The organism is Cryobacterium sp. TMT4-10 (assembly GCF_004403275.1).
Taxonomy (GTDB): domain Bacteria; phylum Actinomycetota; class Actinomycetes; order Actinomycetales; family Microbacteriaceae; genus Cryobacterium; species Cryobacterium shii.
In genome coordinates this window covers 1-26,354 of the sequence record NZ_SOGU01000051.1, presented here as the reverse complement: position 1 = coordinate 26,354, position 26,354 = coordinate 1, and the positions used below count along the sequence as shown (strand labels likewise).

Genomic DNA, 26,354 nt, shown 5'->3' with positions numbered 1-26,354 from the left:
CCCCCCCCCCCCCCCCCCCCCCCCCACTTTGGCACCTACCCAGCAAGGCTCCCCATGACATCCACGCAATATTCTCTGTCGTGCGCCGAAACGCGCGACCGCCTCCTGACCCTGCGCGGCGTTCTGTTCGACCTCGACGGAGTGCTCACGCCCACCGCCGACGTTCACATGGCCGCGTGGTCGCGACTGTTCACCCCGTTCCTCGAGGAGCAGGGCGTGAGCCCCGCCTACAGCGACGCCGACTACTTCCGCTACATCGACGGCAAGCCCCGCTATGACGGCGTGCGCTCCCTGCTTTCCTCCCGCGGGATCACCCTGCCCGACGGGGATCCGACGGATGCCCCCGAACTGAACACCGTCTGCGGCCTCGGCAACCGCAAGAACGAGGCGTTCAGCGAGACGCTCGCCGAAGACGGAGTCACCCCGTACCCCGGATCGATCGAGTTCCTCGACTACGTCGTGTCCGCCGGCCTCGCCGTGGCCGTCGTCACCAGCTCCCGGAACGGGGAGAAGACCCTCGCCGCCGCCGGCATCCGTGGCCGCTTCGAGATCCTCGTCGACGGTCTGCTGTCCGCCGAACGCGGCCTCGCCGGCAAGCCGGCCCCGGACACCTACGAACTGGGCGCCAAGCTGCTCGGGCTCACCGCCGCCGAGTGCGTCGTGGTCGAGGATGCGCACTCCGGCATCCAGGCCGGCCGGGCCGGCAACTTCGGCCTGGTGCTCGGCGTCGACCGCGGCGTCGGGGCGCAGACCCTCCTGGAGGCCGGCGCCGACGTCGTCGTACCCGACCTCCACGACCTCCTGCCCGACGCTTCCCCCGTGCACTCGAACACGTCCCACCCCACGGAGGCCGGCGAATGAACCTGAACCCCGATCCCCTGGACCGCAACCGGTTCCCCGTCGACGAATGGGCCCTGGTGGAGAAGAATTTCTCCGGGTCCGACATGGGCCGCACCGAGACCCTCTTCGCCGTCGGCAACGGCTACCTCGGCCTGCGCGGCAACGTGGATGAGGGCCGCGACGCCCACGCCCACGGCACCTTCATCAACGGGTTCCACGAAACCTGGCCCATCCGCCACGCGGAGGAGGCGTTCGGCTTCGCCCGCGTCGGCCAGACCATCGTGAACGCACCGGATGCCAAGATCATCCGCATCTACGTCGACGACGAGCCGCTCGTGCTCACCAACGCCGACCTGCTCAGCTACGAGCGCCGCCTGGACTTCGCCGACGGCGTGCTCTCCCGCGAGCTGGAGTGGCGCACGCCCTCCGGCAAGCGCGTGTCGATCCGGTCCCGGCGCCTGGTCTCGTTCACGGAGCGCCACCTCGCGATCCTCGAATACGAGGTCACGATGCTCGACGCCGACGCATCCGTCGTCATCTCCAGCCAGATCCTGAACCGTCAGGACGGTGCCAGCGAGTACGACGCGTCGAAGCTGATCTCCGACAAGAAGTTCGACCCGCGCAAGGCGGAGTCCTTCACCGACCGGGTGCTCATGCCCCGGTTCAAGCGCGCATCCGACGGCCGCTACGTCCTCGGCTTCCGCTGCACGAACTCGGGCATGACGATCGCCTGCGCCGCCGACCACGTGATCGAGACCGTGAACGAGTACGACGTGGACTCCCACATCGATGACGACCTCGCCAAGCACGTCTACCGGGTCAAGGCCAAGCAGGGCAAGACCATCCGCATCACCAAGACGCTCAGCTACCACACCTCCACCGGCGTGCCCACGCACGAGCTCGCCGACCGGTGCGACCGCACCCTCGACCGGGCCCGCGAAGAGGGCACCGCCGTGTTCCTCACCCAGCAGCGCGAGTGGCTCGCCGATTTCTGGGCGCGCACGGATGTCGTCGTGCACGGTCAGCCCGCGCTGCAGCAGGCCACCCGCTGGAACCTGTTCCAGCTGGCCCAGGCATCGATGCGCGCAGACGGCCAGGGCGTGTCCGCCAAGGGCGTCTCCGGCTCCGGCTACGGCGGGCACTACTTCTGGGACACCGAGGTCTATGTCGTGCCGTTCCTGACGTACACGTCGCCGAACGCCGCCCGCAGCGCGCTCCGGTTCCGCCACTCGATGCTTGACCACGCCCGGGCCCGCGCCACGGAGCTGAACCAGCTCGGCGCCTTGTTCCCCTGGCGCACGATCAACGGCCTCGAGTCCTCCGCGTACTACGCGGCCGGCACCGCGCAGTACCACATCGACGCCGACATCTCCTATGCGCTCAGCCAGTACGTGGCGGCCACCGGCGACGAGGACTTCCTCGCCCGCGAAGCCATCGACATCCTGGTGGAGACCGCGCGCATGTGGGCCGACCTCGGCTTCTGGCGCGGCAACGGCAAGGATGTCTTCCACATCCACGGCGTCACCGGGCCCGACGAGTACACGACCGTCGTCAACGACAACCTGTACACGAATATCATGGCGCGCTCGAACCTGCGCACCGCGGTGACGGCGGTGCGGCGGCTGCGGTACATCGATGTGGAGTCGTACAACTCCATGGTCGCCAGGCTCGGCCTGGACCTGGCCGAGGTCGCGGAATGGGCGTTCGCCGCCGAGGCGATGCACATCCCGTTCGACGAGACCCTCGGCATCCACCCGCAGGACGCCCAGTTCCTGGAGAAGGAACGCTGGGACCTCTCGAAGACCCCGGCGGCTCACCGGCCGCTGCTGCTGCACTATCACCCGCTGGTGATCTACCGCTTCCAGGTGCTCAAGCAGGCGGATGTCGTGCTCGCCCTGCTGCTGCAGGGTGACCAGTTCACGGCCGAGCAGAAACGCGCCGACTTCGACTACTACGACCCGATCACCACCGGCGACTCGACCCTCTCCGACGTCGTGCAGTCGATCATCGCAGCCGAGGTCGGCTACCACGAGCTCGCCCTGAAGTACTTCACCTCCGGGCTGTTCGTGGACCTGGCGGACCTGCACCACAACGCCGCGGACGGCGTGCACGTGGCCTCCGCCGGCGGAGTGTGGAGCGCGCTGGTCTACGGCTTCGGCGGGATGCGCGACCACAACGGCCGCATCACCCTCGACCCGCGGCTGCCCGTGGACTGGGAGGGGCTCAGCTTCCGGATCACGCTCAAGGGCACCCGGGTGCGCATCGACGTGCGCCAGACCGAGGTCGAGATCACCGTCGAAGACGGCGACGAGGCCAAGCTGGCCGTACGCGGCGTTCCCGTGCACGTTCGGGAGGGCCAGCCGGTCACGGTTCCGCTCGCGCACCAGGGCTCACGCGACCCGGGCCAGCCGGCAGCGGCGGCGATCGAGGGTGGCCGCCGTTCCGACGGCACCGTCATCACGTCCTCGATCCCGACGATCGCCCACGAGGCCGATTTCTTCGACGCGATCGACTAGCTCCCGGTCACCGCGGTTCGCCGCGACGAGGAACGGCCCCCGACGCACGTTGTCCGGGGCCGTTCTTCGTCCCCGGTTCTTCGTCCCCGCCCTGCCGCCCCAGGTCCCTCCACCCCCGGTCCCTCCGCCCCCGGTCCCTCCGCCCCGGGTCCCAACCAATTCGACGGAGATTTTGCTCTAAACGGCCAGTTTCAAGCGATACGGGTCAGTTTTCGTCAAAATCTCCGTCGAATTCGTTAGTGGGGCCCGACGGGTCAGGCGCGGCAGTCACGCTACAGGGCCGCCCGGATGGCGTCAGAGTAGGCCAGATAGCCGGCGGGGGTGGGGTGGAAGGCATCCGGGCCGGCCATTTGGATCCAGGGGTCCGTGCTCCCGATCCCGTGGCCGGAGAAGGCCTGGGCGACATCGACGTACTCGATGTCCGCGCCCGCGGCCTGGGCCTGGGCGACAGCGCCCTGAATGTTTTGGTTCAGCAGCAATGTTGCACCGTTGAGTTGGTTGATCAGCGGGTCTGTCGTGGATGGTTCGAACAGGTACGGGTAGCCGGTGACGATCGTGTGGGCCTTGGGTGCCGCCGCGTCGATCTGGGCGTAGGTGTCTGCCAGCGAAGCGGCTAGCGCACCCAGGAGGCTGCCGGCAGTGGTGATGGCATTCGAGCAGGTCATTGCGTCCGCCGAGACGCAGACGGCCGCGATCCCGGCGACGTTCAGGTCATTGCCGCCCACGGTCAGTGTCACCAGGGTGGTTCCCCGGTTCAGGGCGGAGAGCTGCGTGGCAGTGACGTCGGTGGTCTTCGCCGAGCTGCAGCTCACGTTGCGCAGCAGGTTGATGCCCTTGACCGCGTCCAGCAGCGCCGGGTAGCCGTTCGGGCTCTGCAGGCAGCCGTCCAGGTAGCCGCCGCCGCCTTGCCCGGCCGCGTAGGAGTCGCCGAGGGCGACGTATTTGCTGACCGGGGCCGTGGGCGCGGCAGTGGCCGGGAGGTCGCCGGCAGCACCCACGCCCGAAGCGGCGAGGACGACGGTGATCACGCTGGATAGGAGTCGGGTTCGTGGTTTCATGACCTGAACCTACTCGCAACGTGCACGGTCCGCAGGACTATCTTTGGCGCGGCCTCAGCGATTCCACTAGGGCGGCCCGCCGCTCGGCCATCGCGGTTTCCTGAGCCGCCCGACGCATCCGTTGCCTCTCCCGTTTAGCTCGGTTGAGTTCCCATCGGCCGCGGTCGATCGCACCGCGGATGTCCATGAGGATGCATTGCCGCCCCTCCCTGGGTACCAGCCCGCTGCGCATCACCGCCGTGGCCAGAATCTCGGCCAGGTCGAGCTGCACGCGCTGTTCCAGGTGATTCGGACGCAACCACGGCGAGGTGAGAAACAGGGGAAGCACGAAGAGCAGGTCCTCCGCGTGCATCGTCCTGGTGAAGGCCCCGTCCGGCTCGAACTGCCGCTCCGCGGCGAGCAACACCCGATCCGGCTCGACCAGGATCCTCTCGCCGTCGGTCTCCAGACATTCGCGCAGGAGTGACTCGACCAGGTCGATCCGTCGTCGTTTGACTCCCGTGGCGCGCTCACGCTCCGCGTGGATGACGTGACCGAGGATGTCGTCGATGGTGGGGACCGAGGGTGTCATGCGCCCAGTGTCACCAGAGCCTCTGACACTGCCCCCGCCGCATCCGGCCGCCGCCTGCCCGGCGTGCTCGCCCGGCGTGCTCGCCCGGCGTGCAGAGTTCACCAATTCGACGGAGATTCTGCCCAAATCACTTCGTTTTGGCCGAAATACCGCTTTTTAGAGCAAGTTCTCCGTCGAATTGGTTCGGGCGCTCGGGGACTCTCGGGCAGCGGGGAGCTCTCAGGCAGTGGGTGGGACGTAGCGGTAGTACTCGATGCCCTGGTCGTAGAAGTCGGGCCCGTTGGACGTGCCGAGGTGGTCGACGACGAACACGTCGCTGGGTTCAGCGGCGACGAACTCACCCAGGCGTCCCTCGTGCAGGGCGATGTACTGCGCCTCGGTGAGGTCGATCGGGTCGTCCAGCGCGCTCTCGAAGTTGATCCGGGCCGCCGCATCCTGCCAGCCCGGCACGACCCGCATCGGCAGCGCCTCCGCGGCGTCACCGCTGCCGTAGCCCAGGGCCAGCCACTCCTGGCCGGAGAGCTCGAGGCCGTCGGCCAGGGCCTGCTGCAGGCCGGATGCGAGCCACGCCGGCAGAGCCGCCGTGTACAGGTTGCCCAGGTCGCGCATGGCTTCGGAGCCGAGGCCGAGCTTGTCGCGCACCAGGGTGCCCCAGAGTTCGGTGCTGCGCAGGTGCTGGCGCAGGCGGCGCGACAGCGGGAAGACGTCGCCGGTGATTTCGCCGATCTCCGCCCCGTTGCCGTGGAACGGGGAGGGGGCACACAGTTCGGCGAGCAGGAGCTCCGCGTCGATGCCGGCGTCGGCGCAGTGGGCGCGCAGCTGGTCCCGGCCCGATTCCTCGTCGGCCGCCAGCGCGAACAGGTAGGCCATCACCCAGCCGGTCGCGGGCATCTGGTGGTACGGGCGGTGCATGAACACGCGTTCGACCACGTCGAAGTAGTCGAGGGCACGCCCCGGGCGCTTGCGCAGCACGGCCGCCATGGCGTGATGGGTGGCATCGATGTAGCAGCTGGTCGAGTAGCGGCCGTTAAACACGGGAAGGTCCTGCATCTGCCCGTCGTCGCGGGGCGGCTGGCCCCGAAAACGTGCGAACGGCTTGCGGAAGTCCGCCACGCGGTAGTCGGAGTCGCTGCCGGACCCGGCCAGATTCACTTCCAGCAGGCGGGGAGCGGACTCCAGGAGCATGGCAACCGCGCCGGCGCCCTGGGTGGGCTCGCCGCTGCCGCCGCGGGCGTACTCTGCGATGTCGGCGGAGACGACGATCGCCTGGCGGTCCGCGCCATCCGTCGCCAGGTAGCGCAGCGCGGCCTTGACGCCGTAGACGCCGGCCAGGCACGCCTGCTTGAACTCGGGCACCTCGCAGTCCCGGGCCAGCTGCGGCAGGCCGTGGGCGCTGAGGGCATCGTTGACCATGCCCTTGACGATGACGGCCCCGGCCGAGTTGTCACTGCTGGATTCGGTGCCCAGCGCCAGGAAACCGACCTGGGTCGGGTCGATGTCGTAGTCCCGGATCAGTCGCCACACGGCGTTGGCGGCGAGCGTGTACACGCTTTGACCGGGGCCGCGCATGCGGAAACTGCGGCCGACGACGTTCTGCACCTTGTTCCAGGGTTGATCGTTCCACTCGCACCAGTCCTCCAACTGCACACGGTACGGCGGGACAAACAGAGAGAATCCACTAATTCCAGGCGTCAAGAGGTTCCACTTCGCGGCTCGCGTGCTCGTTCACCCACACCGGGCATAAAACGCACCCTTACATTATGAAGGGATCGGTTTGAGATGTGCTGTGCGAATAGCGGCTGAACATCGATCTGCGGCCCCGGTCAGGCACGCTAAAATCGAGGGAATTCGATCGGAGCACCACTGTGGATCAACTCATCAATGGTGGCGCCACCGCCGCGGCCCGTGCGCACAGCAATATCGCGCTGGTCAAGTACTGGGGCAAGCGCGACGCCACCTTGAACACCCCCGCCGTCGGCTCGATCTCGGTCACCCTCGACGCCCTCTATACCGACACCCGGGTGACCTTCCGCAGCGATCTCACCGACGACGAGCTCTGGCTCGACGGATGCCGCAGCGACGCCACCCGCGTCCGTCGCGTGCTCGATCTGGTGCGCGGGTATGCCGCCAGCGCCGGTCACCCCGCCGGCGGACAGCACGCCGTCGTCTCCTCAACGAACAACTTCCCGACGGGAGCAGGCCTGGCCTCGTCGGCATCCGGGTTCGCCGCCCTCGTCGTGGCCGCCACGGGCGCCGCCGGCCTCGCCCTGCCCGCCCGGGAGCTGTCCATCCTCGCGCGCCACGGCTCCGGTTCGGCGGCCAGGTCGATCTTCGGCGGTTTCGCCGAGATGCACGCCGGCACCGCGTCCGACGGGTCGGACTCGTACGCCGAGGAGCTGCAGGGCCGGTCCGCCTGGCCGCTCGCGGTGGCCGTGGCCATCACCGAGCGCGGCGAGAAGTCGATCAACTCCACGATCGGCATGGTCGAGAGCGCGGCCACCTCGCCCTTCTATCCGGCCTGGCTCGACTCGGCCGACGGCGACCTCGCCGAGATGCGGGCCGCGATCGCCGCGCGCGACTTCACCCGGCTCGGGGAACTCACCGAGTACAACTGCCTCAAGCTGCACGCGCTGATGCTGTCGACCCGCCCCGCGCTGATCTACTGGAACGCCGCTACGGTGGCGGCCATGCATGCCGTGCGCGAACTGCGCTCCGGCGGCGTGCCCGCCTACTTCACCATCGACGCCGGGCCGCAGGTCAAGGTGCTCTGCCTGCCCGGTGACGCCGAAGTGGTGCGGCAGGCGCTGGCGGCCGTCCCCGGGGTGCACGAGGTACGGATGAGCACGCTCGGCCCGGGCGCGTACCGGCTGGAGTGAGCTCGTGACGATCCGAACATCCGCGCCCGGCAAGCTTTTCCTGCTCGGCGAGTACGCCGTGCTCGAGGGTGCGCCGGCCCTATTGACGGCCGTCGACCGACGCGTCCTGGTGTCGATCGACGACATCGACGACCTCAACGACCCGGCATCCGGCGCCTGGCAGCTGACCGCCGCCGGCCTCGGCATCGGCATCGAGAACCTAACCCTGAACACGGATGGCGCCCTGCCCGCGGGCCTCGATCCGCGGCTGCGCGCCCGGCTCACCCTGTTCGACGCCGTGCGCGAAACCGTCCTGGCCCGGGCGCCCCGGCCGGTCCGCCCGCTGCGGATCTCGATCGACAGCACCGCGTTCTCCCGGGGCGGCCACAAGCTCGGCCTGGGGTCGAGCGCCGCCGTGGCCGTCACCCTGACCGCCGCCCTGGCCCGGTCCGCCGGGCTCGACCTCGGAAGCGAGGAGCTCTTCCGGCTCGCCCACGCGGCGCACCGGAGCGCGCAGAACGGCACCGGCAGCGGCGGCGACGTCGCCGCGAGCGTCTACGGCGGACTGATCGGCTACACCCCGGGCGCCGACCCCGTGCGGCTGCGCTGGCCGGCGGGACTGAGCCTGATGGCCGTCGTCACCGGCGAGGGGTCCCTGACCACCCGGCTGGTCGGCCGCGTCGCCGAGTACGCCGCCACGGATGCCGCGGGGTACGCAGCAGACCTGTCCCGTCTGGCGGGCCTGGCCGCACGAGCGGAGACGGCCCTGGCCGATCCCGCCGGTTTCCTCGGCCTGGCCGCCGACTATTTCGCGGCACTCGCCCTGCTCGACGCCCACGCCGGGGCGGGCATCGTGACGGAGCGCCACCTCGAGCTGCAGGCCTTCGCGCACCGGGAGGGCGGCGTCTTCAAGACCTCGGGAGCCGGCGGCGGTGACGTCGGCCTGGCATTCAGCCTCAGCGGCGAACCCACCGAACGTCTCTCCGCGGCACTCGAAGCCGCCGGTGCCACGGTCGTCCCTCTCGGTTTCTCCGCCCCCGGTCTGCAGGAAGGTTCCCTCGAATGAGCGACTCGCGCATCCCTAAGTTCTATCGTTTATCCGTCCCCGAACGCCTGCAGGTGCTCCACGACCGCGGTGTCCTCAGCGACGCCGATCACGCCGCGCTCCGAGACGGCGACTCCTCCCTCGACGTGGAGACCGCCGACCGTCTGATCGAGAACGTGATCGGAGTGTTCTCCCTGCCGATGGGACTCGGCTTGAACTTCCGCGTCAACGAGCGCGACTACCTGGTGCCGATGGTGGTCGAGGAACCGTCCATCGTCGCCGCGGTGAGTTCCACGGCCCTGCTGGTGCGGCAGGCCGGCGGGTTCACCAGCGTCGCGGACGAGTCGCTGCTGATCGGTCAGATCCAGGTCGTCGACGTCGACGATCCCGAGGGCGCCCGCCTGGCCGTACTCGCCCGCAGCCGGGAGATCATCGCCCTGGCCGACAGCGGGCATCCGAACATGGCGGCCCGCGGCGGCGGCGCGCGCGGCGTCGAGGTGTTCCTGCGCGGGGAGACCGCGCAGAACGGCGAGCTGCTGGTCGTGCATCTCAGCGTGGACACCCGGGATGCGATGGGCGCGAACCTCGTCAACTCGATGTGCGAGGCGCTCGCGCCGTTGATCGAGGAGATCACCGGCGGGCGCGTCTTCCTGCGCATTCTCTCCAACCTCACGGATCGCGCCCTGGTGCGTGCGCGGGCCGTGATTCCGCACGCGCTGCTGGCGACCGGGGAATTCATCGGCGAGCAGGTGCGCGACGGCATCGTACTGGCGAATGAATTCGCCGCGATGGACCCGTACCGGGCGACCACGCACAACAAGGGCATCATGAACGGGGTCGACGCCGTCGCCCTCGCCACGGGCAACGACTGGCGGGCGATCGAGGCTGCCGCGCACGCGTATGCCGCGCGGGGCATGCGCTACGCGCCGCTGACCGACTGGAGCGTCAACGAGCACGGCGAGCTGGTCGGCGAGCTGACCATGCCCCTGAAGGTGGGAACGGTCGGCGGCCAGGTCGAGTCGAACCCCGCGGTGCGGCTCGCGCGCACCATCCTCGGCGTGTCCTCCGCCCGGGAACTGGCCGAGGTGATGGCGGCCGTCGGCCTGGCGCAGAACCTGGCTGCGCTCAAGGCGCTGTCCACCAGAGGCATCCAGCACGGCCACATGCGGCTGCACGCGCGGGCCGTGGCGGCCGCGGCCGGCGCCCAGGGAGCCAGGTTCGACGAGGTGGTCGAGAAACTCATCGCCGACGGCGAGATCAAGGTCTGGAAGGCCCGGCAGATCATGCAGGCCCTCGACGGCGCCGCGGCTTCCGCCGTGGCCGAGAATGCCGCCGCGACCGAGGGCACCTCCGAAGCCGAGACTCCCGCCGCCGTGACGGCGCCGCGCCCCGCGGCATCCGTCCTCGTCGCGGCGCAGCCTCCGGTCGCCCCCGGCGCCCCGGGACCCGATGCCCACGTCGGGTACGGCAAGATCATCCTGCTGGGCGAACATTCCGTGGTCTACGGCCACCATGCCATCGCGGCGCCGATCGGCCTGTCCGTGCGGGCCGAGGCCACCCGGACGACGTCGTCGGCTGAGCCGGTGATCGCTGACTGGAGCGTGGACGGGTCCTTACGCGAACCGATCCGGGAGGATATCTCGCACCGGGTCGCTGCCCTGATCACCGGGCGCCTCGGCGTGCCCGCCGCGGGCCTCCGCGTCGAGGTCTTCTCCGACCTGCCGCGGGCGAGCGGCCTGGGAGCGTCCGCCGCCTTCGCCGTGGCCGTCATCCGCGCGGTGGCCAGCCGCTTCGACCTGCGGCTCAGCGACGCCGAGGTGTCGAACCTGGCCTTCGAGTGCGAGCGGATCGTGCACGGCACCCCGTCGGGCATCGACAACACCGTCGCCACCTTCGGCCGCCCGGTCCTGTTCCGAAAGACGGATGCCGCCGGCGGGCACGAGATCCACGATATCGTCACGCCCTATCCGATCCCGGTCGTGATCGGGCTGTCCGGGGTGCACGCCCTCACCTCGCAGACCGTCAGCCTGGTGCGCACCGCCTGGCAGAAGAACCCGGCACGCTACGACTCGATCTTCGCCCAGATCGACGCATTGGTCCTGGCCGGGGTGGACGCGCTGCGGCATGGAGACATCGCCGAACTGGGCGAGTTGATGAACATCAACCAGGGTCTATTGAACGCCCTGCAGGTGTCGAGCCCGGAGATCGAGCAGCTCGTGGCCATCGCCCGCCGCGCCGGAGCCCTCGGGGCGAAACTGACCGGCGGCGGGGGTGGCGGCGCCATGATCGCCATCGCCGAACCCGGCGGCACGGAGCCGATCATTGCCGCCATGCGCCGCGCCGGGTTCGCCACTTACCTGACGGAGCTCCGTTGACGGCGAGCGACGCGCCGCAATCCGAACCTTAATTCGATTTTTCGGATTCATCTCCTCGCCCTTCGGTGTTCACTCCACCGGCCTGTAAATGCCACTTTTCACAGCGTGGGTGCGGAGTTATCCACAAGTGGAATCCCAGTCAGGACAACACACAGACGGCTGTTTTCACATTTTCTACACAGAGTTGTCCACAGGCCTGTGGAGAGAATCATCTTCTACTCTTTGGGTGCTCGATCTGTCTGACGGGCGCAGCCGGTCCCTTCATCCGAACAGGCACCGCGTAAGCCCGTCGTACCCCCGACTCAGCCGCCTTCTTCTTCCTCTTCCTCCTCGTCTCCTTCCTTTTCTTCGCCGAGCCGTGAGTATCGCCCCCTTTTCGCGCCGGCGGAGGGGCGGTACTCACGGCTCGGCGAAGTTGCGGGCGCCGCGTTATCGCCGCCGCACGCCACCCTGGTGGTCCCACGGGCAACACCAGTCTCAAGTGCCACGGGCGGCGCGGGACGAGCCCGGGCCATCCGCGGCCACGACTCCTCACCTGGAAGCAGGGCGCCGGCAACGGCCTCGACCTGATCACCCGCGTCACCGGCGCCCCGGCCGCGACGTCGGCACCGGCCGTCGCACACCACCTGATTGAGCGCCACGGACTCCAGAAACGACGAAAGGCCCCCGATTGCTCGGGGGCCTTTCTTGTCCGACCGGGGTCTTTCAACCCTGTGTGCGCGAGGGGGGACTTGAACCCCCACGTCCTTTCGAACACTGGCACCTGAAGCCAGCGCGTCTGCCAATTCCGCCACTCGCGCGAACTTTTGAAGATTAGCATTTCCGGGACCACTTTGCCATTCGAGAGCCGTGAGCCGTGAAACCGGTCCGGAAACGGAGACGATGAAGCCGAGATGGCACCACTTCCGGAGGGGAGCGATCAGGCCGAGATAAGGCGAGACAGGATCGCTCCCGTAGGATGACAACTCCTGCCGTCAGTTGCCGGGCAGGTGAGTTAACACTTGAGACAAGTAACATGCTCATAGCCGAAAGGATCGGATCGGGAGACCTGTGGGCATTCTGGATAGTTTTGAAAAGGGTCTTGAGCGCGCCGTCAACGGTGCTTTCGCCAAGACCTTCAAGTCGGGCCTGCAGCCGGTGGAAATCACCTCGGCGCTGCGCCGCGAACTCGACACGAAGGCCGCTGTCGTGTCCCGCGACCGCATCCTCGCGCCCAATCGCTTCACGGTCCGCATGAGCCACGCCGACTTCCAGCGCATGTCCGCCCTCGGCCAGACGCTCATCGACGAACTCACCGGCCTGGTGCAGCAGCACGGCCGTGAGCAGCGCTACCAGTTCGCCGGCGGCGTCTCGATCAGCCTGTCCGACGACCGCGGCCTCAGCGAGGGCATGGTGCAGATCGACTCCAGCACGGTCAAGGGCGGCGTGGCCTGGATCCCGGTGGTCGAGGTCAACGGCAAGCGCTACCCCCTGACCCAATCCCACACGGTGATCGGTCGCGGCAGTGACGCCGACATCACGGTCGACGACTCGGGCACCTCCCGCCGCCACGTCGAGATCCTCTGGGACGGCACCCGTGCACAGGTGCGCGACCTCGGTTCCACCAACGGGTCCCAGCTCAACGGGTCGCCCGTCTCGCAGGCCATCCTCGAACCCGACTCCGTCGTCACGATCGGGCGAACCCGCATCATCTTCCGGGTGATCGCCCAGGCCTCGGCCGGCGAACCCGTCAGCGAGCGTCGCAGTGATGCCGCCCGCGACCGCGACCGCCATGACATGGGCGGATTCTGGGGGCCCTCCGCATGAGCGTCAGTGAACTCACCCTGCTCGTGCTGCGCCTCGGCTTCCTGCTGTTGCTGTGGATCTTCATCTTCGGCATCGTCTACGCCCTGCGCAGCGACCTGTTCGGCCAGCGGGCCCGCAAGATGCAGCCGGATGCCGCGACCGCCCCGCCCGCCCCGTTCCCGAGTGCCGCGCCCGTCTCCCTCACCCAGCCCCCCGTCCCGGCAGCCTCGGCCTCGGCGATGACGGAGCAGTTCACGGCCCGGCCGAGCCCGGCCGCCGGCGGCGCTCCGGAGAACGCGAACGCCAGGAACGCGACCCGCCTGGTGATCACGTCAGGTCCGAAGGCCGGCACCGAGTTCCCGTTGACCGGTGAATCGATCACCATCGGCCGGTCGGGCGACTCCAGCCTCGTCATCCGTGACGACTACACGTCCACCCATCACGCTCGCCTGATGCTCTGGCATGACGAGTGGATGATCCAGGACCTCGACTCCACCAACGGAACCTTCCTCGCCGGCAATCGCCTCGCGGTGCCGACCCCCGTGCCACTGAACACCCCCGTCAAAATCGGCGCGACCAGCTTCGAGCTCCGGCGGTAGCTCCATGGCGACAGTCAGCAACAGCGCGGCCGTGTCCCACGTTGGAAAAATCCGGTCCAACAACCAGGACTCCGGGTATTCCGGGCGCCACCTCTTCGTCGTTGCCGACGGCATGGGCGGGCATGCGGGCGGCGACGTCGCGTCCGCCATCGCCACCAAGCGCATCGTGGAGGCCGACCAGGACTACCGGTCCCCCCAGGATGCCGAATTCGCCCTGCAGGCCGCACTCATCGCCGCCAACTCGCAGTTGGCCGAGACCGTGTTCGAACATCCCGAGCTCACCGGGATGGGCACCACCGTCAGTGCCCTGATCGTGCTCGAAGACGAAGTCGCCATCGCGCACATCGGCGACTCCCGCATCTACCTCCTGCGCGAGGGCGAACTGTCCCAAATCACCATCGACCACACCTTCGTGCAGCGGCTGGTGGACAGCGGCCGCATCACCGAGCAGGAAGCCATGGTGCATCCGCGCCGTTCCGTGCTCATGCGCGTCCTCGGTGACGTCGAAGCGTCGCCCGAGATCGACACCTCCATCCTCCCCACCTTTTCCGGCGACCGCTGGCTGATCTGCTCCGACGGGCTCAGCGGTGTGGTCTCCAACGTGGGCATCGCGGCGGCCCTCAAGTCCGACCTCGACGCCCAGGCGGTCGCGGACCGACTGGTCAAGGAGAGCCTCGACGGCGGCGCCCCCGACAACGTCACGATCGTCGTCGTCGACATCGGCACCGGTGCCGAGCGGGTCGACCTGCCCACCGTGGTCGGGTCGGCATCCGCCCCTCTGGCCTTCGGTGAAGAGCCCGGCCGCAGCCGGGCACTGCGCATGTCCAGCCTGCGCCTGCACCCGGTGCGCGAGACGCACTTCGAGCCGGACTCGCAGGATTACCTCTCCGAGCTGATCGAAGAAGACAACCGCCGGGCCCGCCGCCGCAAGATCACCTGGCTGGTCGGAATCATCCTGCTGGTCCTCGCCATCGTCGGCGCCGCGGTCCTCGGCTACCGGTGGACCCAGACCCGCTACTTCGTCGGGGTCGAAGGCAGCACCGTGGCCATCTACCAGGGCATTCAGCAGGACCTCGGCCCGATCTCCCTCTCCTCGCTCTATGAGGACACCAACCTGGAGGTGTCCGAACTGCGCGTCTTCGACCGCCAGCAGGTCGAACAAACCATCAGTGCAAGCTCCCTCACGGACGCGTTGCTCATCGTCGAACGGCTCCATGATGCCAGTGTCCAGTAACCGCTCCACGACCACGGATGCGCCCGCGCGCCCGGGTCGCGTGCGCCGCCTCCACCTGCCGCAGAAGCTGCGCAACCTCGAGCTGTTCCTGCTGCTCATCGCCTGTGGCATCAACGCCGCCACGGTCGTGCTCGTTCAGCTCGGCGCCCTCGGTCGCATCGACACCACCCTCGTGCTGCTGGGAGCCGGTCTGTCCGTCCTGGTTCTCGGCATGCACGTCGTGCTGCGCGCGGTGGCCCGCGAGGCCGACCCGTTCATCCTGCCGATCGCCACCCTGCTCAACGGTCTCGGCATCGCCATGATCTACCGGATCGACCTTGCCAACAAGGAATCTGGCTGGGCCAGCGCGGCCGTGCGCCAGACCGTGTGGAGCGCTCTGGCGATCGCCTGCGCGATCGCGGTCGTGCTGATCATCCGCAATCACCGCGTGCTGTTCCGCTACACCTACATCGCCGGCTTCGTCGGTGTCGCCCTACTGCTCCTGCCGCTGGTGCCGGGGCTGGGCCGTGAGGTCAGCGGAGCGCGTGTGTGGATCGGGGTCGGCTCCTTCGCCACGTTCCAGCCCGGCGAGATCGCGAAGATTGCGCTGGCCGTCTTCTTCGCCGGCTATCTGGTGCGCAACCGCGACAGCCTCTCCATGGTGGGCAAGAAATTCCTCGGCATGCGGTTCCCGCGCCTGCGCGACCTCGGCCCGATCCTGGTCGTCTGGGCCCTCTCGATGTCGGTCATCATCTTCCAGCGCGACCTCGGTACCGCGCTGCTGTACTTCGGCCTGTTCCTGGTCATGCTCTACGTGGCCACCGGTCGGCTCAGCTGGGTGCTCCTCGGCATGTCCCTCTTCCTCGGCGGCGCCCTCATTGCCAGCCAGACCCTCGACTACGTCAACGGACGGTTCACGAACTGGCTGGATGCGCTCAACCCCGACGTCTACGGAGCCGACGGCGGCAGCTACCAGCTGGTGCAGGGTCTCTTCGGTCTCGCCAAGGGCGGTCTTCTCGGCACCGGCCTCGGCCAGGGCCGCCCGGACATCACCCCGGTCCCCCAGAGCGACTACATCATCGCGAGCCTCGGCGAGGAACTCGGGCTGGCCGGCCTCTTCGCCATCCTCGCCCTGTACCTGCTCTTCGTTGCCCGCGGCTTCCGTATCGGCTTCGCCGGCAATGACGACTTCGGCAAGCTCCTCGCCGTCGGCCTCTCGTTCGTGGTGGCACTCCAGTGCTTCATCGTGATCGGCGGCGTCACCCGGGTGATCCCGCTCACCGGCCTGACCACGCCGTTCCTGGCGGCCGGTGGCTCCTCCCTGGTGGCCAACTGGATCATTGCGGCCCTGCTTCTGCGCCTGTCGGACACGGTGCGCAACCAACCAAGGCTGGTGGTCTGATGAATCGCGAACTCAAGCGTGTCAGCATCGTGGTGCTGCTCATGTTCCTGGCTCTGCTCGGCTCGACGACGGTCATCCAGGTCTTCCAGGCCGACAGCCTGTCAGCGGATGCCCGCAACACCCGCACGCTCTACGACAGCTACGCCGTCGAACGCGGCGCCATCCTCGTCGCCGGTGAACCCATCGCCCAGTCCATGCCGGTGGACGACGACTACAAGTTCCAGCGCACTTACAGCAACGGGCCCCTCTACGCGCCCGTCACCGGCTTCATCCCACTCAACGGCGCTCCGACCGGCCTCGAACACGCGATGAACGCAGAACTGAGCGGTACGTCGAACGCGCAGTTCTTCGAAAAAGTCAACGGCCTGATCACGGGCAAGAATCCCAAGGGCGCGTCAGTGGAGGTCACGATCGACCCGGTCGCGCAGCAGGCGGCCTGGGATGCCCTCGGCAACCTCACCGGCTCAGTGGTCGTGACCGAGCCGAAGACCGGGCGCATCCTGGCCATGGTCTCCAAGCCCAGCTACGACACGAACCTCCTCACGGTTCATGACAACCAGCAGGTCGCCGACACCTACCAATCGCTGCTCAACGACGATAGCGACCCGCTGATCAACCGCGGCATCAACGCCCTCAACCCTCCCGGCTCGGTGTTCAAACTGGTCGTGGTGACCGCCGCCCTGGAATCGGGCAAGTTCACCCCCGAGAGCGCGTTCCCGAACCCGGGCACGTTCCAGCTGCCCGGATCCAGCGCGGTCGTCATCAACTCGGGCGGCGGGACGTGTGGCGGCGGCGACACCGTGACCATCGCGACGGCGCTGCGGCTCTCCTGCAACATCCCGATGGCGGAACTGGGGCTGCAACTGGGCGACAAGGCCATCCGGGACACGGCCGAGAAGTTCGGTTTCAACTCGGATTACACGGTGCCGCTCGACGTCTCCCAGAGCGTGTACCCCACCGATCTCGACGATGCGCAAACGGCACTGTCGGCGTTCGGCCAGACCGATGTGCGGGCCACGAACCTGCAGATGGCCATGGTGTCGGGCACGATCGCCAACGGCGGCATGGAGATGGCGCCCAACCTCGTGGAGAAGGTGATCGCCCCGGATCTGAGTCCGCTTCAGGTCTTCGAACCCAAAACGATGAAGCGCGTGATGAGCGCCGAAACGGCGGCCACAATCACCCAAATGATGGTCAATGGAGTCCAGGACGGCGCCGCCAGCAATGCAAGAATAGATGGGGTCAAGGTGGCAGGTAAAACGGGCACGGCGGAGAACGCCGAGGACGAGCCTTACACCTTGTGGTTTACCGGATTCGCTCCTGCGGAGGATCCGAAATACGCGATCACCGTTCTCGTCGAGGATGGCGGGGGACTTGGACAGACGGGGTACGGCAATCTTGTTGCCGCACCCATTGCAAAGCAGGTACTAGAGGCGGTGCTGAACAAATGAGACCCACATCAGGGCTCACCTTCGGGGGACGATACGAACTGCAGTCCCGGATCGCCATTGGCGGCATGGGTGAGGTTTGGAAGTCCGTCGACCTCGTAATCGGACGCACGGTCGCCATCAAGATCCTGAAGGACGAGTACCTCGGTGACCCTGGATTCCTCGAGCGCTTCCGTGCCGAGGCCCGCCACGCAGCCCTCGTCAATCACGAAGGCATCGCCAACGTGTTCGACTATGGCGAAGAGGACGGCAGCGCGTTCCTGGTGATGGAGCTCGTTCCCGGCGAGGCGCTCTCGACCATCCTCGAGCGCGACCACGTCCTCCCGACCGACAAGGTCCTCGACATCGTGGCCCAGACCGCGGCCGCACTGCACGCCGCGCACGCCGCGGGCCTGGTACACCGCGACATCAAGCCGGGCAACCTCCTCATCACCCCCGACGGCCGGGTCAAGATCACCGACTTCGGAATCGCCCGCATCGCCGACCAGGTCCCGCTCACCGCGACCGGCCAGGTCATGGGCACCGTGCAGTACCTCTCGCCGGAGCAAGCCAGCGGACGCTCCGCCTCCCCGACCACAGACATCTACTCCCTGGGGATCGTCGCCTACGAAAGCCTCGCCGGCCGGCGCCCCTTCACCGGGGAGTCCCAGGTCGCCATCGCCATGGCGCAGATCAACGAGATCGCGCCCGACCTTCCGGAGACCGTGTCCGAGCCGGTGCGCAACCTGGTGATTTCCTGCCTGGCCAAGAACCCGGCGGACCGCCCGGCCTCGGCCGCGCACCTCTCCCGCGCCGCGGCGGCCCTGCGTCGCGGCGATATTGCCGCTGCGGCGGCATCCGTTCCCGCCATCATGAACGGCGTCACGCCAACCTCCGCGACCATGCTGATGCCCGGTGCCGGCAGCATGGACGCGACCACCGTCCTGCCCACCGGCGCGCCGGCCACGCGCACCTCGGTGGCCGCTGCTGGAGCCGACGCCGAAGCCGAGGGCACCAAGAAGCGCAGCCCGTGGACCTGGCCGTTGATCGCACTGATCGCCGTGCTCGTGCTGGTGCTGACCGGAACCCTGATCGCGCTCTTCACGCAGGAGGCCGGCACGCCGTCACCTTCGGCGTCAACGTCCCAGAGCGCCAAGCCGACGCCGAAGGCCACACCGAAAGCGACGCCGTCGTCCGCGCCCGCGCCTACCGCCACGACCCCGCCGGCCGCCACCACCGTGCAGGTGAATCTGTCCGACTTCCAGGGGCTGACCAGCTCGGAAGCCCGTGACAAGCTCTCGGAGATGGGATTCGTCGCCGACGTGCAGACCGGCAATGCCTCCACCACGCCGGAGCAGGTTGCCGACACCGTCTACGACGTCAACCCGACCGGGCCGGTAAAGAAGGGTGAGAAGATCACCGTCAAGGTCTACGCCCCGGCTGTATCCCCTGACGCCCCGACCGCTGCCCCGACCGCGGCGCCTGCGACGGTCGCGCCCGGGGGCACCGTGACGGTCAGCTGGGCGGCGCAGTCGTGCCCGAGTGGCCAGACCCTGTCCGGCTACGAGGTTCTCGCCGAAGGCCAGGACGCAGTGTCCCCGGGTCCCGTGGGCCCCGATGCCACCACAGCCACCGTCACGGCAGGACCGGCTGCCGGCACGTTCACGGTCAAGTTCCGCTATTTCTGCGGCCAGACGGAATCCGACTGGTCGGCATCCTCGACCCCGGTCGTCGTCAAGTAAAGGCGTCCCTCACGTTCCGGGTAAAGTTGGAAAATCTGTGTCCGCAAGCTGGGGAGTATCGCTTTGACTGATGAAGGCCGTCTTCTCGCTGGTCGGTACCGGGTCGGAGCTCTCATCGGGCGAGGTGGCATGTCCGACGTGCACATCGGCACCGATTCCCGGCTCGGCCGCACGGTCGCCATCAAGCTCCTCAAGTCCTCGCTCGCCGCCGACCCCGCGTTCCGCACCCGCTTCCGCCAGGAAGCCCAGGCCGCTGCACGCATGGCTCACCCCACGATCGTGCGGGTTTTCGACGCCGGCGAAGAGACGGTGATCGAGAACAGCGGCCACGAGGCCCAGATTCCGTTCATCGTGATGGAGCACGTCGATGGCCGGCTGCTCAAGGACATCATCCGTGAGGGCCCGATCGACTCGGCCGAGGCCGTGCGAATCATCGAAGGCGTTCTGACCGCCCTCGAGTATTCGCACCGCGCGGGCGTCGTGCACCGGGACATCAAGCCGGGCAACATCATGATCACGAAGGCCGGCCAGGTCAAGGTCATGGACTTCGGCATCGCCCGGGCCATTTCCGATTCCTCGACGACGGTGGCGCAGACCACCGCGATCCTGGGCACGGCGTCCTATTTCTCGCCCGAGCAGGCCAAGGGCGAATCCGTGGATGCCCGCACCGACCTGTACTCCACCGGCGTGGTGCTGTTCGAGATGCTGGCCGGGCGCACGCCGTTCCGCGGTGACTCTCCCGTGGCCGTTGCCTACCAGCACGTCAGTGAGACCCCGGTCAAGCCGAGCTCGATCAACAAGAAGGTGTCACCGGCCCTCGACTCCGTTGTGATGCACGCCCTCGCCAAGGACCGGTTCCAGCGGTATCAGAGCGCGGTCGAATTCCGGAACGACGTCGAGACAGCCGCCTCGGGCCAGATCCCGGTTCACCGCAACGCCGACGATGCCGGTGCCGGGCTGTTCGGTTCCCCGCCGCCGTCCGCCTCCGGCTCCGAGCTGGCCCTCAAGCAACTCGCCGAAGACGAGACCATGGTGCGCACCCAGCGTCGCCCGCCGGTCATCTGGATCTGGGCGGGCATCCTGAGCGTCGTCGTCATCGTCATCTCGGTCATGATCTGGGCATTCAGCCTCACGCCGAGCAGCGATCTGCCGGACAACTCCCGCAGGGTGCCCTCCCTCACCGGGCTCAGCTACGACAACGCGCAGAACAAGCTTCTCGACCTGGACCTCGCGGCCACCATGGCCGAGGAGGCCAGCGCCACCGTGCCCAAGGGAGAGGTCACTCGCACCGACCCTCCGGCCGGTACGATCGCCCAGCCCGCCGACGTCATCAAGGTCTTCGTCTCCACCGGCGCACAGCCGGTCGATGTTCCCGACACCACCAATCAGCCCCTGGCAGACGCTCAGGTCGCGATCACGGCGTTCGGCCTCATCCCGGGGTCGGTCACCCGGGAGAACTCCGCGACAATCGCCTCCAACCTCGTGCTGCGCACCACCCCGGCCGGCGGGAGCCCGGAGAAGACCGGCGTCACGGTCGACTTCATCGTCTCCAGCGGTCTCGTCACGCTGGATGATCTCAAAGGCCAGACCCTCAGCGCCGCGAGCGACCTGCTCGAGGGGGCGGACGTTCAGTTGGTTGCGATCCCCACCCCGGACAACACCTGCCCGTCCGTGTCAGGTTCACCGGTAGTCAAGCAGTCCCTCGCTGCCGGCGACGTGCCGCAGAAGTCACAGGTCGAGCTCTTCTACTGCGCCGGCTGACACGGCGCCGGCTGAGACCGCGGCCGGCTGAGACCGCGGCCGGCTGAGACTTCTCGGGCCGGCCTCAGCTGCGCTTGAGCATGGGCGTCAGGCCCTTCGCGGTTTCCTGCGCCTCCGGGAGCCCGGCCAGAGCGAGCCAGTTGCCCAGCATCCGGTAGCCGCCCTCGGTCAGAACCGACTCGGGGTGGAACTGCACGCCCAGGATCGGCGCGCTGACATGCCGCAACCCCATGATCACGCCGCCCTCGGTGCGCGAGGTCACGATGAGGTCATCGGGCACGGTGTCGTCGACCACTGCCAGCGAGTGATACCGCGTCGCCGTGAACGGCTGCGGAACACCCTGATAGAATCCGCTCTCGTCGTGCGTGATCAGGCTCGTCTTGCCGTGCATGAGCTCGTCCGCGTTGGTCACCGTTGCGCCGAAGGCCTCGGCGATGGCCTGGTGCCCGAGACAGACTCCGAAAAGAGGCAGCCCTGACGCGAGCGCGGCCCTGACGATGGCGATCGAGACGCCGGCGTCGGCGGGCTTACCGGGCCCCGGGGAGACCAGCACGCCGTCGAATTCCGCGATGCGCGCCGCGGCATCTTCCGGGGGGAAGGCATCATTTCGAAGCACCACGGTCTCGGCGCCGAGCTCCATCAGATAACCGTTGAGCGTGTAGACGAAGCTGTCGTAATTGTCGATGACGAGGATGCGGGTCATGGGCTTCCCACCGTGGCTTCCTGATTGTTGAGGATGACGTCCACCCAGGGGAACACCCAGGTGGAGAGAACGGACAGTACGCCCGCCAGCAGAATGAAGACGAGCAGGACCCGCACCCACACCGGGCCGGGCAGGATGCGCCACAGGACAGCGTACATCGGAGTCTCCTACCCCTTGGCCTGGACGGCGATGAGCGCCGCGAGTTCGGTCGGTGGTCCGGCGGCTATCGGCTGCCAGCTCTCGAGCACCCCGTAGGCGATGATGCGCTCGGCCGTGGAATAGAAGGGGTTGCAGCTGGTGAGGGTGACCAGCCGGTCCACCGGAGCCAGGTCGGGCTCGTGTGGAACCGCATCGAGCACGGCAACCGTTTCGGGCGAGACGTATTCGAGGTCACGGAACCGATAGGTGTAGTAACCGTCCGCGGTCTGAACGTAGATGGCGTCGCCGAGCTGCAGCTGGTGGATGAGGTGCATTGCGCCGCCGTTGGCGCTGCGGTGCGCGGCGATGGCGAAGTTCCCCACCTCCCCGGGCATCTGGGTGCCGGGATAGTGGCCGATTCCGAGACGAGGACTGTTGAGGACGTCCATGCCAGTGCCCTCGGCGATCGTGCGGTGGTAGTCGTCTCCGAAACGCGGCACGTAGAGAACGGCGAACGGATCCGCCTCGGCCGGAGGCGCCGCAACGACCGGGTTGCCATAGTCTGCGGAAGCCGGCACGGGAAGGGTGTGATCCTGGGCGGCGTGGTCGTCGGAGATCCAGACCTGACTGATCTTCGCGGCCGCCTGGGACTGCTGGTCGGCCATGATCATGTCATTCCACCAGAGCTGCCAGCCGAGGAACAGCATCACCAGAGCCCCCGCGGTGATGAGAAGCTCACCAAGAACCCCGACGACGCTGACGCGGCGACGACGATTCCTGCGCCGGGACCGACGGGTTGCCTCGACTGCGGGCAGATCGGGGCTCTCGGACATGATGTCGATTCTAATCGCGGAGGTTCCCTCCGCCCACCGGTCCGCCTGTGGGCACGCCTGCGGCCTGTTTCAGTCAATGACGCTAGAATCGCAGGCATGTCACGCACGAATCCCCGCACAAAGCCCGCCCGTACCGAGGCCGTTCGCTCCGGCGAGGCTGGGCCGAACGCCGTGTGGTTCAAACCGGTGATGTTCGGTTTCATGCTGCTCGGACTGGCCTGGATCATCGTCTTCTACGTGAGCCAGGGCACGTTGCCGGCTCCGGGCCTCGGCTCGTGGAACATTCTGGTCGGGTTCGGGATCGCCTTCATCGGCTTCCTGATGACCACCCGCTGGCGCTGATCCGGCCGCCCCGCGGGGCGTGAATGACAACGGTGTAATTATCCCCATGGTGTGGACAAACCTGTGGATAACTCCGAAGCCCGGGGATAACCGTCAGGCTGGCCGTCCCGCCGATGGGGCTCTCAGCCCAGGAACTTCACGAAGCCCAGGGCCAGCAGCACAACGCCGAAACCGGCGAGGAGTCCGGTCTGCAGCGTCTGCTGCCTGATCCGTCGTGTCTGCACGAAGATCAAGCCGATGCTCGCCCCGGCGATCAGGCCGCCCACGTGCGCCTGCCAGGCGATGTTGAAGCCGGGTACGAACCCGATCACGAGGTTGATGCCGACCAGGATCAGCAGCTGGGTCGAATTGCCGCCCAGGCGCCGCTGGATGACCAGGAACGCACCCATCAGGCCGAAGATCGCGCCGGAGGCCCCCACCACGGGCACGAGGGGATCGGACAGGAAGAGCACTCCCAGTGAACCCGCCAGGCCGCTCAGGAGGTAGAGGGCGAGGAAACGCCACCGGCCCAGCATCTCCTCGAGGATCTGACCGAAGATCCAGAGCGTGTACATGTTGAGCAGAACGTGGAAGATCAGGCCCGTGGAGTGCACGAAGACGGTGGTCAGCATCCGCCACGGCTCGAAGCTGCCGGGATAGGAATAGATGCCGGCGTAGAGCAGTTTGTCGGTCACGCCCAGGCCAGGGATGAGCTGGAGGAGGAAGACCGCGACCGTGATGACGATGATCGAGGACGTGACCGGGTGGGAACCGCTGCCGGAGAAGCGGGTCAGGATGGCCGGCTTCGTTCGAGGGGCGCTTCGGCGCTGTTCGTTCATGCACTCGGGGCAGATCACGCCCACCGCGGCCTGGGTCTGGCAATCGGGGCAGATGGTGCGGCCGCAGCGCTGGCAGAGGATGAAACTCGGCCTGCCCGGATGCCGGTAGCAGTAGTTAGCAGCGGCTGTTCCGGGCAGGTCGGTCATCGGGGTCGGAGCCTAGACCTGCTCGACGGTGACGCTCTCGATGACAACGTCGGTCAGCGGGCGGTCACGGCCGTCGGTGGGGACGGTCGCGAGCTTGGCGACGATGGCACGCGATTCTTCGTCTTCGACGGCGCCGAAGATGGTGTGCTTGCCCTGGAGCCAGGTGGTGGGGACGACGGTGATGAAGAACTGCGAACCATTGGTGCCGCGGCCCCCCTGGATACCGGCGTTCGCCATGGCGAGCACGTACGGCTGGGTGAAGTCGAGGTCGGGGTTGATTTCGTCGTCGAACTGGTAACCCGGTCCGCCGGTGCCCTGGCCGAGCGGGTCGCCGGCCTGGATCATGAAGTCCTTGATGATGCGGTGGAAGACCGTTCCGTCATACAGAGGAGCGGTGGAGGTCTGACCCGTGGCGGGGTGCTTCCACTCGATCTCGCCCGTGGCGAGACCGACGAAGTTCTTGACGGTCTTCGGCGCGTGATTGCCGAAGAGGTTGACCTTGATCGGTCCGAGGGTGGTATTGAGTGTTGCTACCGCGGTGTGCTTTGACATGGGGTCAATTCTTGCACAGCCGGTTTGGTGGATTCCGTCCGGACACCCCGCACTCAGAGCCCTCCCAGACGATTGCGTGGCAAGATGGACATTGTTCGCCACATGACATCGATGGAGGGTCCAGATGAGCCTGTCACGCAAGCGCCGCAAGGAACTTACTCGGCTGCGTAAGAGCGCAGACGAATTATGGAACAACCAGCAGGAAGTGCTGGAGCGTGTAAACGCCCTGGCACGAGAGGCCAGCCGGCAGGCGGGTGTACTCACGCGTGAAGAAGTCGTCCCCAAGGTTCGCGAAAGCTACGACCAGATCGTGCGCCCCAAAGTGCAGGCCACCCAGGAACTCGCCGAAGGCGTGCGCCACCAGGTCGTCGACAAGGTACTGCCGGGCATCGGCACCGCCGTCGGCACGCTGATGAGCGTGGGCGACGTCGCCCACGACGCCCGCATTCGTGCCGCACTCAACCGCGTTCGCTTCCAGAAGCCCATCGTGGTCCAGAAGAAGGGACCCGGAGCCGGAACCTACATCGGCCTCGGTGTCGCCCTGGCCGCCGCCGTGGGTGTCGCCTACGCCGTCTGGCAGACGTTCCGCGCCGATGACGAGCTGTGGGTCGCCGAAGACGAGCCCGCCGCCGCAACGTCGGTCGAAGACTAACCGACAGTCTTTTCAGGGAGGACCCGCATCCGTTGGATGCGGGTCCTTCCTTTTTTCGTGCCCGGCGGCTGACCCTTCCGGGCCTCGTTTCCTTCGCCGAGCCGTGAGTTTTACCCCTTTTTCTTGCCTGAAAAGGGGCGATACTCACGGCTCGGCGAGGTTTTGGGTCCGGTTTTGCGGCGCCTCGCTGGCCGGGGAGCCCCACGAGTAACACCAGCCTCATTCGTAACTATCTGCGAAATACTTTGGTAAATAGTTGAGATAGTCTCGACACCACGTACGCTTTTTGCTAAAATCGGGGCATGGCAGGAGCATCCGCACCGCAGTCACCAGCCGCCTCGGCCGAGGCGGCAGATTCACCTGCGCAGCTCGTGCGGCAGGCCGGTCTGGCTGTGGCCGCGGCACTTGACTCCATCACGTTATCGCTGATGGCCGACACCGACGCTTTGGCGCTTCTCGGCGCGGTCGAGCAGCTCGGGCGCCGCGTCGATGCGGCCCGGGTGTCGACTGCGACGGATGTCGCGGACCGCTCCCGCAGCATCCTCGGCCACGACTCCCTGGCCTGGAAACAGGGGGCCAGCAACGGCATCGACCTGATCACGCGCCTCACCCGGGTCTCCGCCCGCGAAGCGAACCGGCGGGTGCGGCTCGGCGGGAACGTCTCGGATCGCCGGGCCGGCACCAGCATGCTGCCCCCGTACTACCCGACCGTCGCCGCGGGACTGACCGCGGGCGACCTGGGTGTCGACGCGGCCGAGGCCATCGTCACGGCCCTCGACAAGGTCAGCCCGAGCGTCGCCCCGGACGACCTCCTCACCGCGGAACGTGCACTGGTCGCCGCCGCGACCGGCGCCATCACCGAAGAAACAGCGGGGCTGCCCGGGGAGGGGTTCGCGTTCCCCGCGGACCTGATCCGGGGCATGGCCCTGCAGTGGCAGGCCCGGCTCGACCCCGACGGCACCGCCCCGAACGAAGACGTC

Annotated in this window: 23 protein-coding genes and 1 tRNA gene; 15 read left to right on the top strand and 9 right to left on the bottom strand. The window is 67.6% G+C overall.

The annotated features are described in order from the left end of the window. Nucleotides 1–54: 54 nt before the first annotated feature. Both E3T42_RS08055 and E3T42_RS08050 read left to right on the top strand, forming a co-directional pair. Complete coding sequence (locus E3T42_RS08055) at nt 55–861, top strand: HAD family phosphatase (protein ID WP_134365184.1); 807 nt, start codon at nt 55–57, stop codon at nt 859–861. Beyond that, nucleotides 858–3,356 (top strand): glycoside hydrolase family 65 protein, encoded by a 2,499-nt coding sequence (locus E3T42_RS08050; protein WP_134365183.1) that lies wholly within the window; start codon nt 858–860, stop codon nt 3,354–3,356. The genes E3T42_RS08055 and E3T42_RS08050 overlap by 4 nt, the downstream gene beginning before the upstream one ends. 272 nt (nt 3,357–3,628) lie before the next feature. Here the strand turns inward: E3T42_RS08050 and E3T42_RS08045 are convergent, their stop codons facing one another. From E3T42_RS08045 to E3T42_RS08035, 3 genes are all read right to left on the bottom strand, one after another. Continuing rightward, entirely contained in the window at nt 3,629–4,414 is a 786-nt protein-coding gene (locus E3T42_RS08045) for an SGNH/GDSL hydrolase family protein (RefSeq protein WP_134365182.1), read from the bottom strand. Between the two features lie 37 nt (nt 4,415–4,451). Next, complete coding sequence (locus tag E3T42_RS08040) at nt 4,452–4,985, bottom strand: hypothetical protein (protein ID WP_134365181.1); 534 nt, start codon at nt 4,983–4,985, stop codon at nt 4,452–4,454. Nucleotides 4,986–5,204: 219 nt separating this feature from the next. Further along, nucleotides 5,205–6,680, bottom strand: coding sequence for a hydroxymethylglutaryl-CoA synthase (locus E3T42_RS08035; RefSeq protein WP_134365180.1), 1,476 nt, complete (start codon nt 6,678–6,680; stop codon nt 5,205–5,207). 170 nt (nt 6,681–6,850) lie between these two features. Between E3T42_RS08035 and mvaD the strand changes: the two genes are divergently transcribed. From mvaD to E3T42_RS08020, 3 genes are read left to right on the top strand one after another with little or no spacing between them, the layout of a single operon-like run. Then, nucleotides 6,851–7,861 carry a diphosphomevalonate decarboxylase gene (mvaD, locus tag E3T42_RS08030; protein ID WP_198416874.1) on the top strand — a complete coding sequence of 337 codons (1,011 nt, stop codon included), beginning with the start codon at nt 6,851–6,853 and terminating at the stop codon, nt 7,859–7,861. Between the two features lie 4 nt (nt 7,862–7,865). After that, nucleotides 7,866–8,906: a mevalonate kinase gene (locus E3T42_RS08025; protein ID WP_134402792.1), complete on the top strand. Its 1,041-nt coding sequence runs from the start codon at nt 7,866–7,868 to the stop codon at nt 8,904–8,906. After that, nucleotides 8,903–11,260 (top strand): hydroxymethylglutaryl-CoA reductase, degradative, encoded by a 2,358-nt coding sequence (locus E3T42_RS08020; protein ID WP_134402791.1) that lies wholly within the window; start codon nt 8,903–8,905, stop codon nt 11,258–11,260. The genes E3T42_RS08025 and E3T42_RS08020 overlap by 4 nt, the downstream gene beginning before the upstream one ends. Before the next feature lie 716 nt (nt 11,261–11,976). Here E3T42_RS08020 and E3T42_RS08015 read toward each other — a convergent pair. Then, nucleotides 11,977–12,060, bottom strand: a tRNA-Leu gene (locus tag E3T42_RS08015). Between the two features lie 250 nt (nt 12,061–12,310). On the opposite strand from E3T42_RS08015, the gene E3T42_RS08010 reads away from it, so the two are divergent. From E3T42_RS08010 to pknB, 7 genes are all read left to right on the top strand, one after another. Then, nucleotides 12,311–13,066 (top strand): DUF3662 and FHA domain-containing protein, encoded by a 756-nt coding sequence (locus tag E3T42_RS08010; protein ID WP_134365177.1) that lies wholly within the window; start codon nt 12,311–12,313, stop codon nt 13,064–13,066. Beyond that, nucleotides 13,063–13,644, top strand: a complete 582-nt coding sequence (locus E3T42_RS08005) for an FHA domain-containing protein (RefSeq protein ID WP_134402790.1) — start codon at nt 13,063–13,065, stop codon at nt 13,642–13,644. The genes E3T42_RS08010 and E3T42_RS08005 overlap by 4 nt, the downstream gene beginning before the upstream one ends. A 4-nt stretch (nt 13,645–13,648) precedes the next feature. After that, nucleotides 13,649–14,878, top strand: coding sequence for a PP2C family serine/threonine-protein phosphatase (locus E3T42_RS08000; RefSeq protein WP_134402789.1), 1,230 nt, complete (start codon nt 13,649–13,651; stop codon nt 14,876–14,878). Next, on the top strand, nt 14,862–16,259 hold the full coding sequence (locus E3T42_RS07995) for an FtsW/RodA/SpoVE family cell cycle protein (RefSeq protein WP_174235688.1): 1,398 nt from the start codon (nt 14,862–14,864) through the stop codon (nt 16,257–16,259). Before E3T42_RS08000 ends, E3T42_RS07995 begins: the two co-directional genes overlap by 17 nt. Then, nucleotides 16,259–17,710, top strand: a complete 1,452-nt coding sequence (locus E3T42_RS07990) for a penicillin-binding protein 2 (protein ID WP_134402788.1) — start codon at nt 16,259–16,261, stop codon at nt 17,708–17,710. Before E3T42_RS07995 ends, E3T42_RS07990 begins: the two co-directional genes overlap by 1 nt. Continuing rightward, nucleotides 17,707–19,428 carry a protein kinase gene (locus tag E3T42_RS07985; protein ID WP_134402787.1) on the top strand — a complete coding sequence of 574 codons (1,722 nt, stop codon included), beginning with the start codon at nt 17,707–17,709 and terminating at the stop codon, nt 19,426–19,428. Before E3T42_RS07990 ends, E3T42_RS07985 begins: the two co-directional genes overlap by 4 nt. Before the next feature lie 63 nt (nt 19,429–19,491). Continuing rightward, the gene (gene pknB, locus E3T42_RS07980; protein ID WP_134402786.1) at nt 19,492–21,189 is read left to right on the top strand and encodes a Stk1 family PASTA domain-containing Ser/Thr kinase; all 1,698 of its coding nucleotides are present in this window, start codon (nt 19,492–19,494) and stop codon (nt 21,187–21,189) included. Between the two features lie 64 nt (nt 21,190–21,253). Here pknB and E3T42_RS07975 read toward each other — a convergent pair whose 3' ends face one another. Genes E3T42_RS07975 through E3T42_RS07970 form a run of 3 tightly spaced genes read right to left on the bottom strand, consistent with a single transcriptional unit; the run spans nt 21,254 to nt 22,863 of the window. Further along, the gene (locus E3T42_RS07975; protein WP_134402785.1) at nt 21,254–21,892 is read right to left on the bottom strand and encodes an aminodeoxychorismate/anthranilate synthase component II; all 639 of its coding nucleotides are present in this window, start codon (nt 21,890–21,892) and stop codon (nt 21,254–21,256) included. Then, a complete protein-coding gene (locus tag E3T42_RS16720; protein ID WP_166789101.1) occupies nt 21,889–22,050 on the bottom strand; it encodes a DUF4175 domain-containing protein in 162 nt (53 codons plus the stop codon). Before E3T42_RS16720 ends, E3T42_RS07975 begins: the two co-directional genes overlap by 4 nt. A 9-nt stretch (nt 22,051–22,059) precedes the next feature. Next, nucleotides 22,060–22,863 (bottom strand): class E sortase, encoded by an 804-nt coding sequence (locus tag E3T42_RS07970; protein ID WP_134365169.1) that lies wholly within the window; start codon nt 22,861–22,863, stop codon nt 22,060–22,062. 96 nt (nt 22,864–22,959) lie between these two features. On the opposite strand from E3T42_RS07970, the gene E3T42_RS07965 reads away from it, so the two are divergent. Further along, nucleotides 22,960–23,205 (top strand): cell division protein CrgA, encoded by a 246-nt coding sequence (locus E3T42_RS07965; RefSeq protein WP_134365168.1) that lies wholly within the window; start codon nt 22,960–22,962, stop codon nt 23,203–23,205. 122 nt (nt 23,206–23,327) lie between these two features. Here the strand turns inward: E3T42_RS07965 and E3T42_RS07960 are convergent, their stop codons facing one another. Next, nucleotides 23,328–24,170: a rhomboid family intramembrane serine protease gene (locus E3T42_RS07960; RefSeq protein ID WP_134365167.1), complete on the bottom strand. Its 843-nt coding sequence runs from the start codon at nt 24,168–24,170 to the stop codon at nt 23,328–23,330. 12 nt (nt 24,171–24,182) lie between these two features. Continuing rightward, complete coding sequence (locus E3T42_RS07955; protein ID WP_134365166.1) at nt 24,183–24,722, bottom strand: peptidylprolyl isomerase; 540 nt, start codon at nt 24,720–24,722, stop codon at nt 24,183–24,185. A gap of 124 nt (nt 24,723–24,846) precedes the next feature. Between E3T42_RS07955 and E3T42_RS07950 the strand changes: the two genes are divergently transcribed. Together E3T42_RS07950 and E3T42_RS07945 are read left to right on the top strand one after the other, a co-directional pair. Then, nucleotides 24,847–25,374, top strand: coding sequence for a hypothetical protein (locus tag E3T42_RS07950; protein ID WP_134365165.1), 528 nt, complete (start codon nt 24,847–24,849; stop codon nt 25,372–25,374). 302 nt (nt 25,375–25,676) lie between these two features. Beyond that, nucleotides 25,677–26,354, top strand: a 678-nt coding sequence (locus E3T42_RS07945; protein ID WP_134402784.1) for a DUF222 domain-containing protein, incomplete at its 3' end; no start/stop codon positions are given.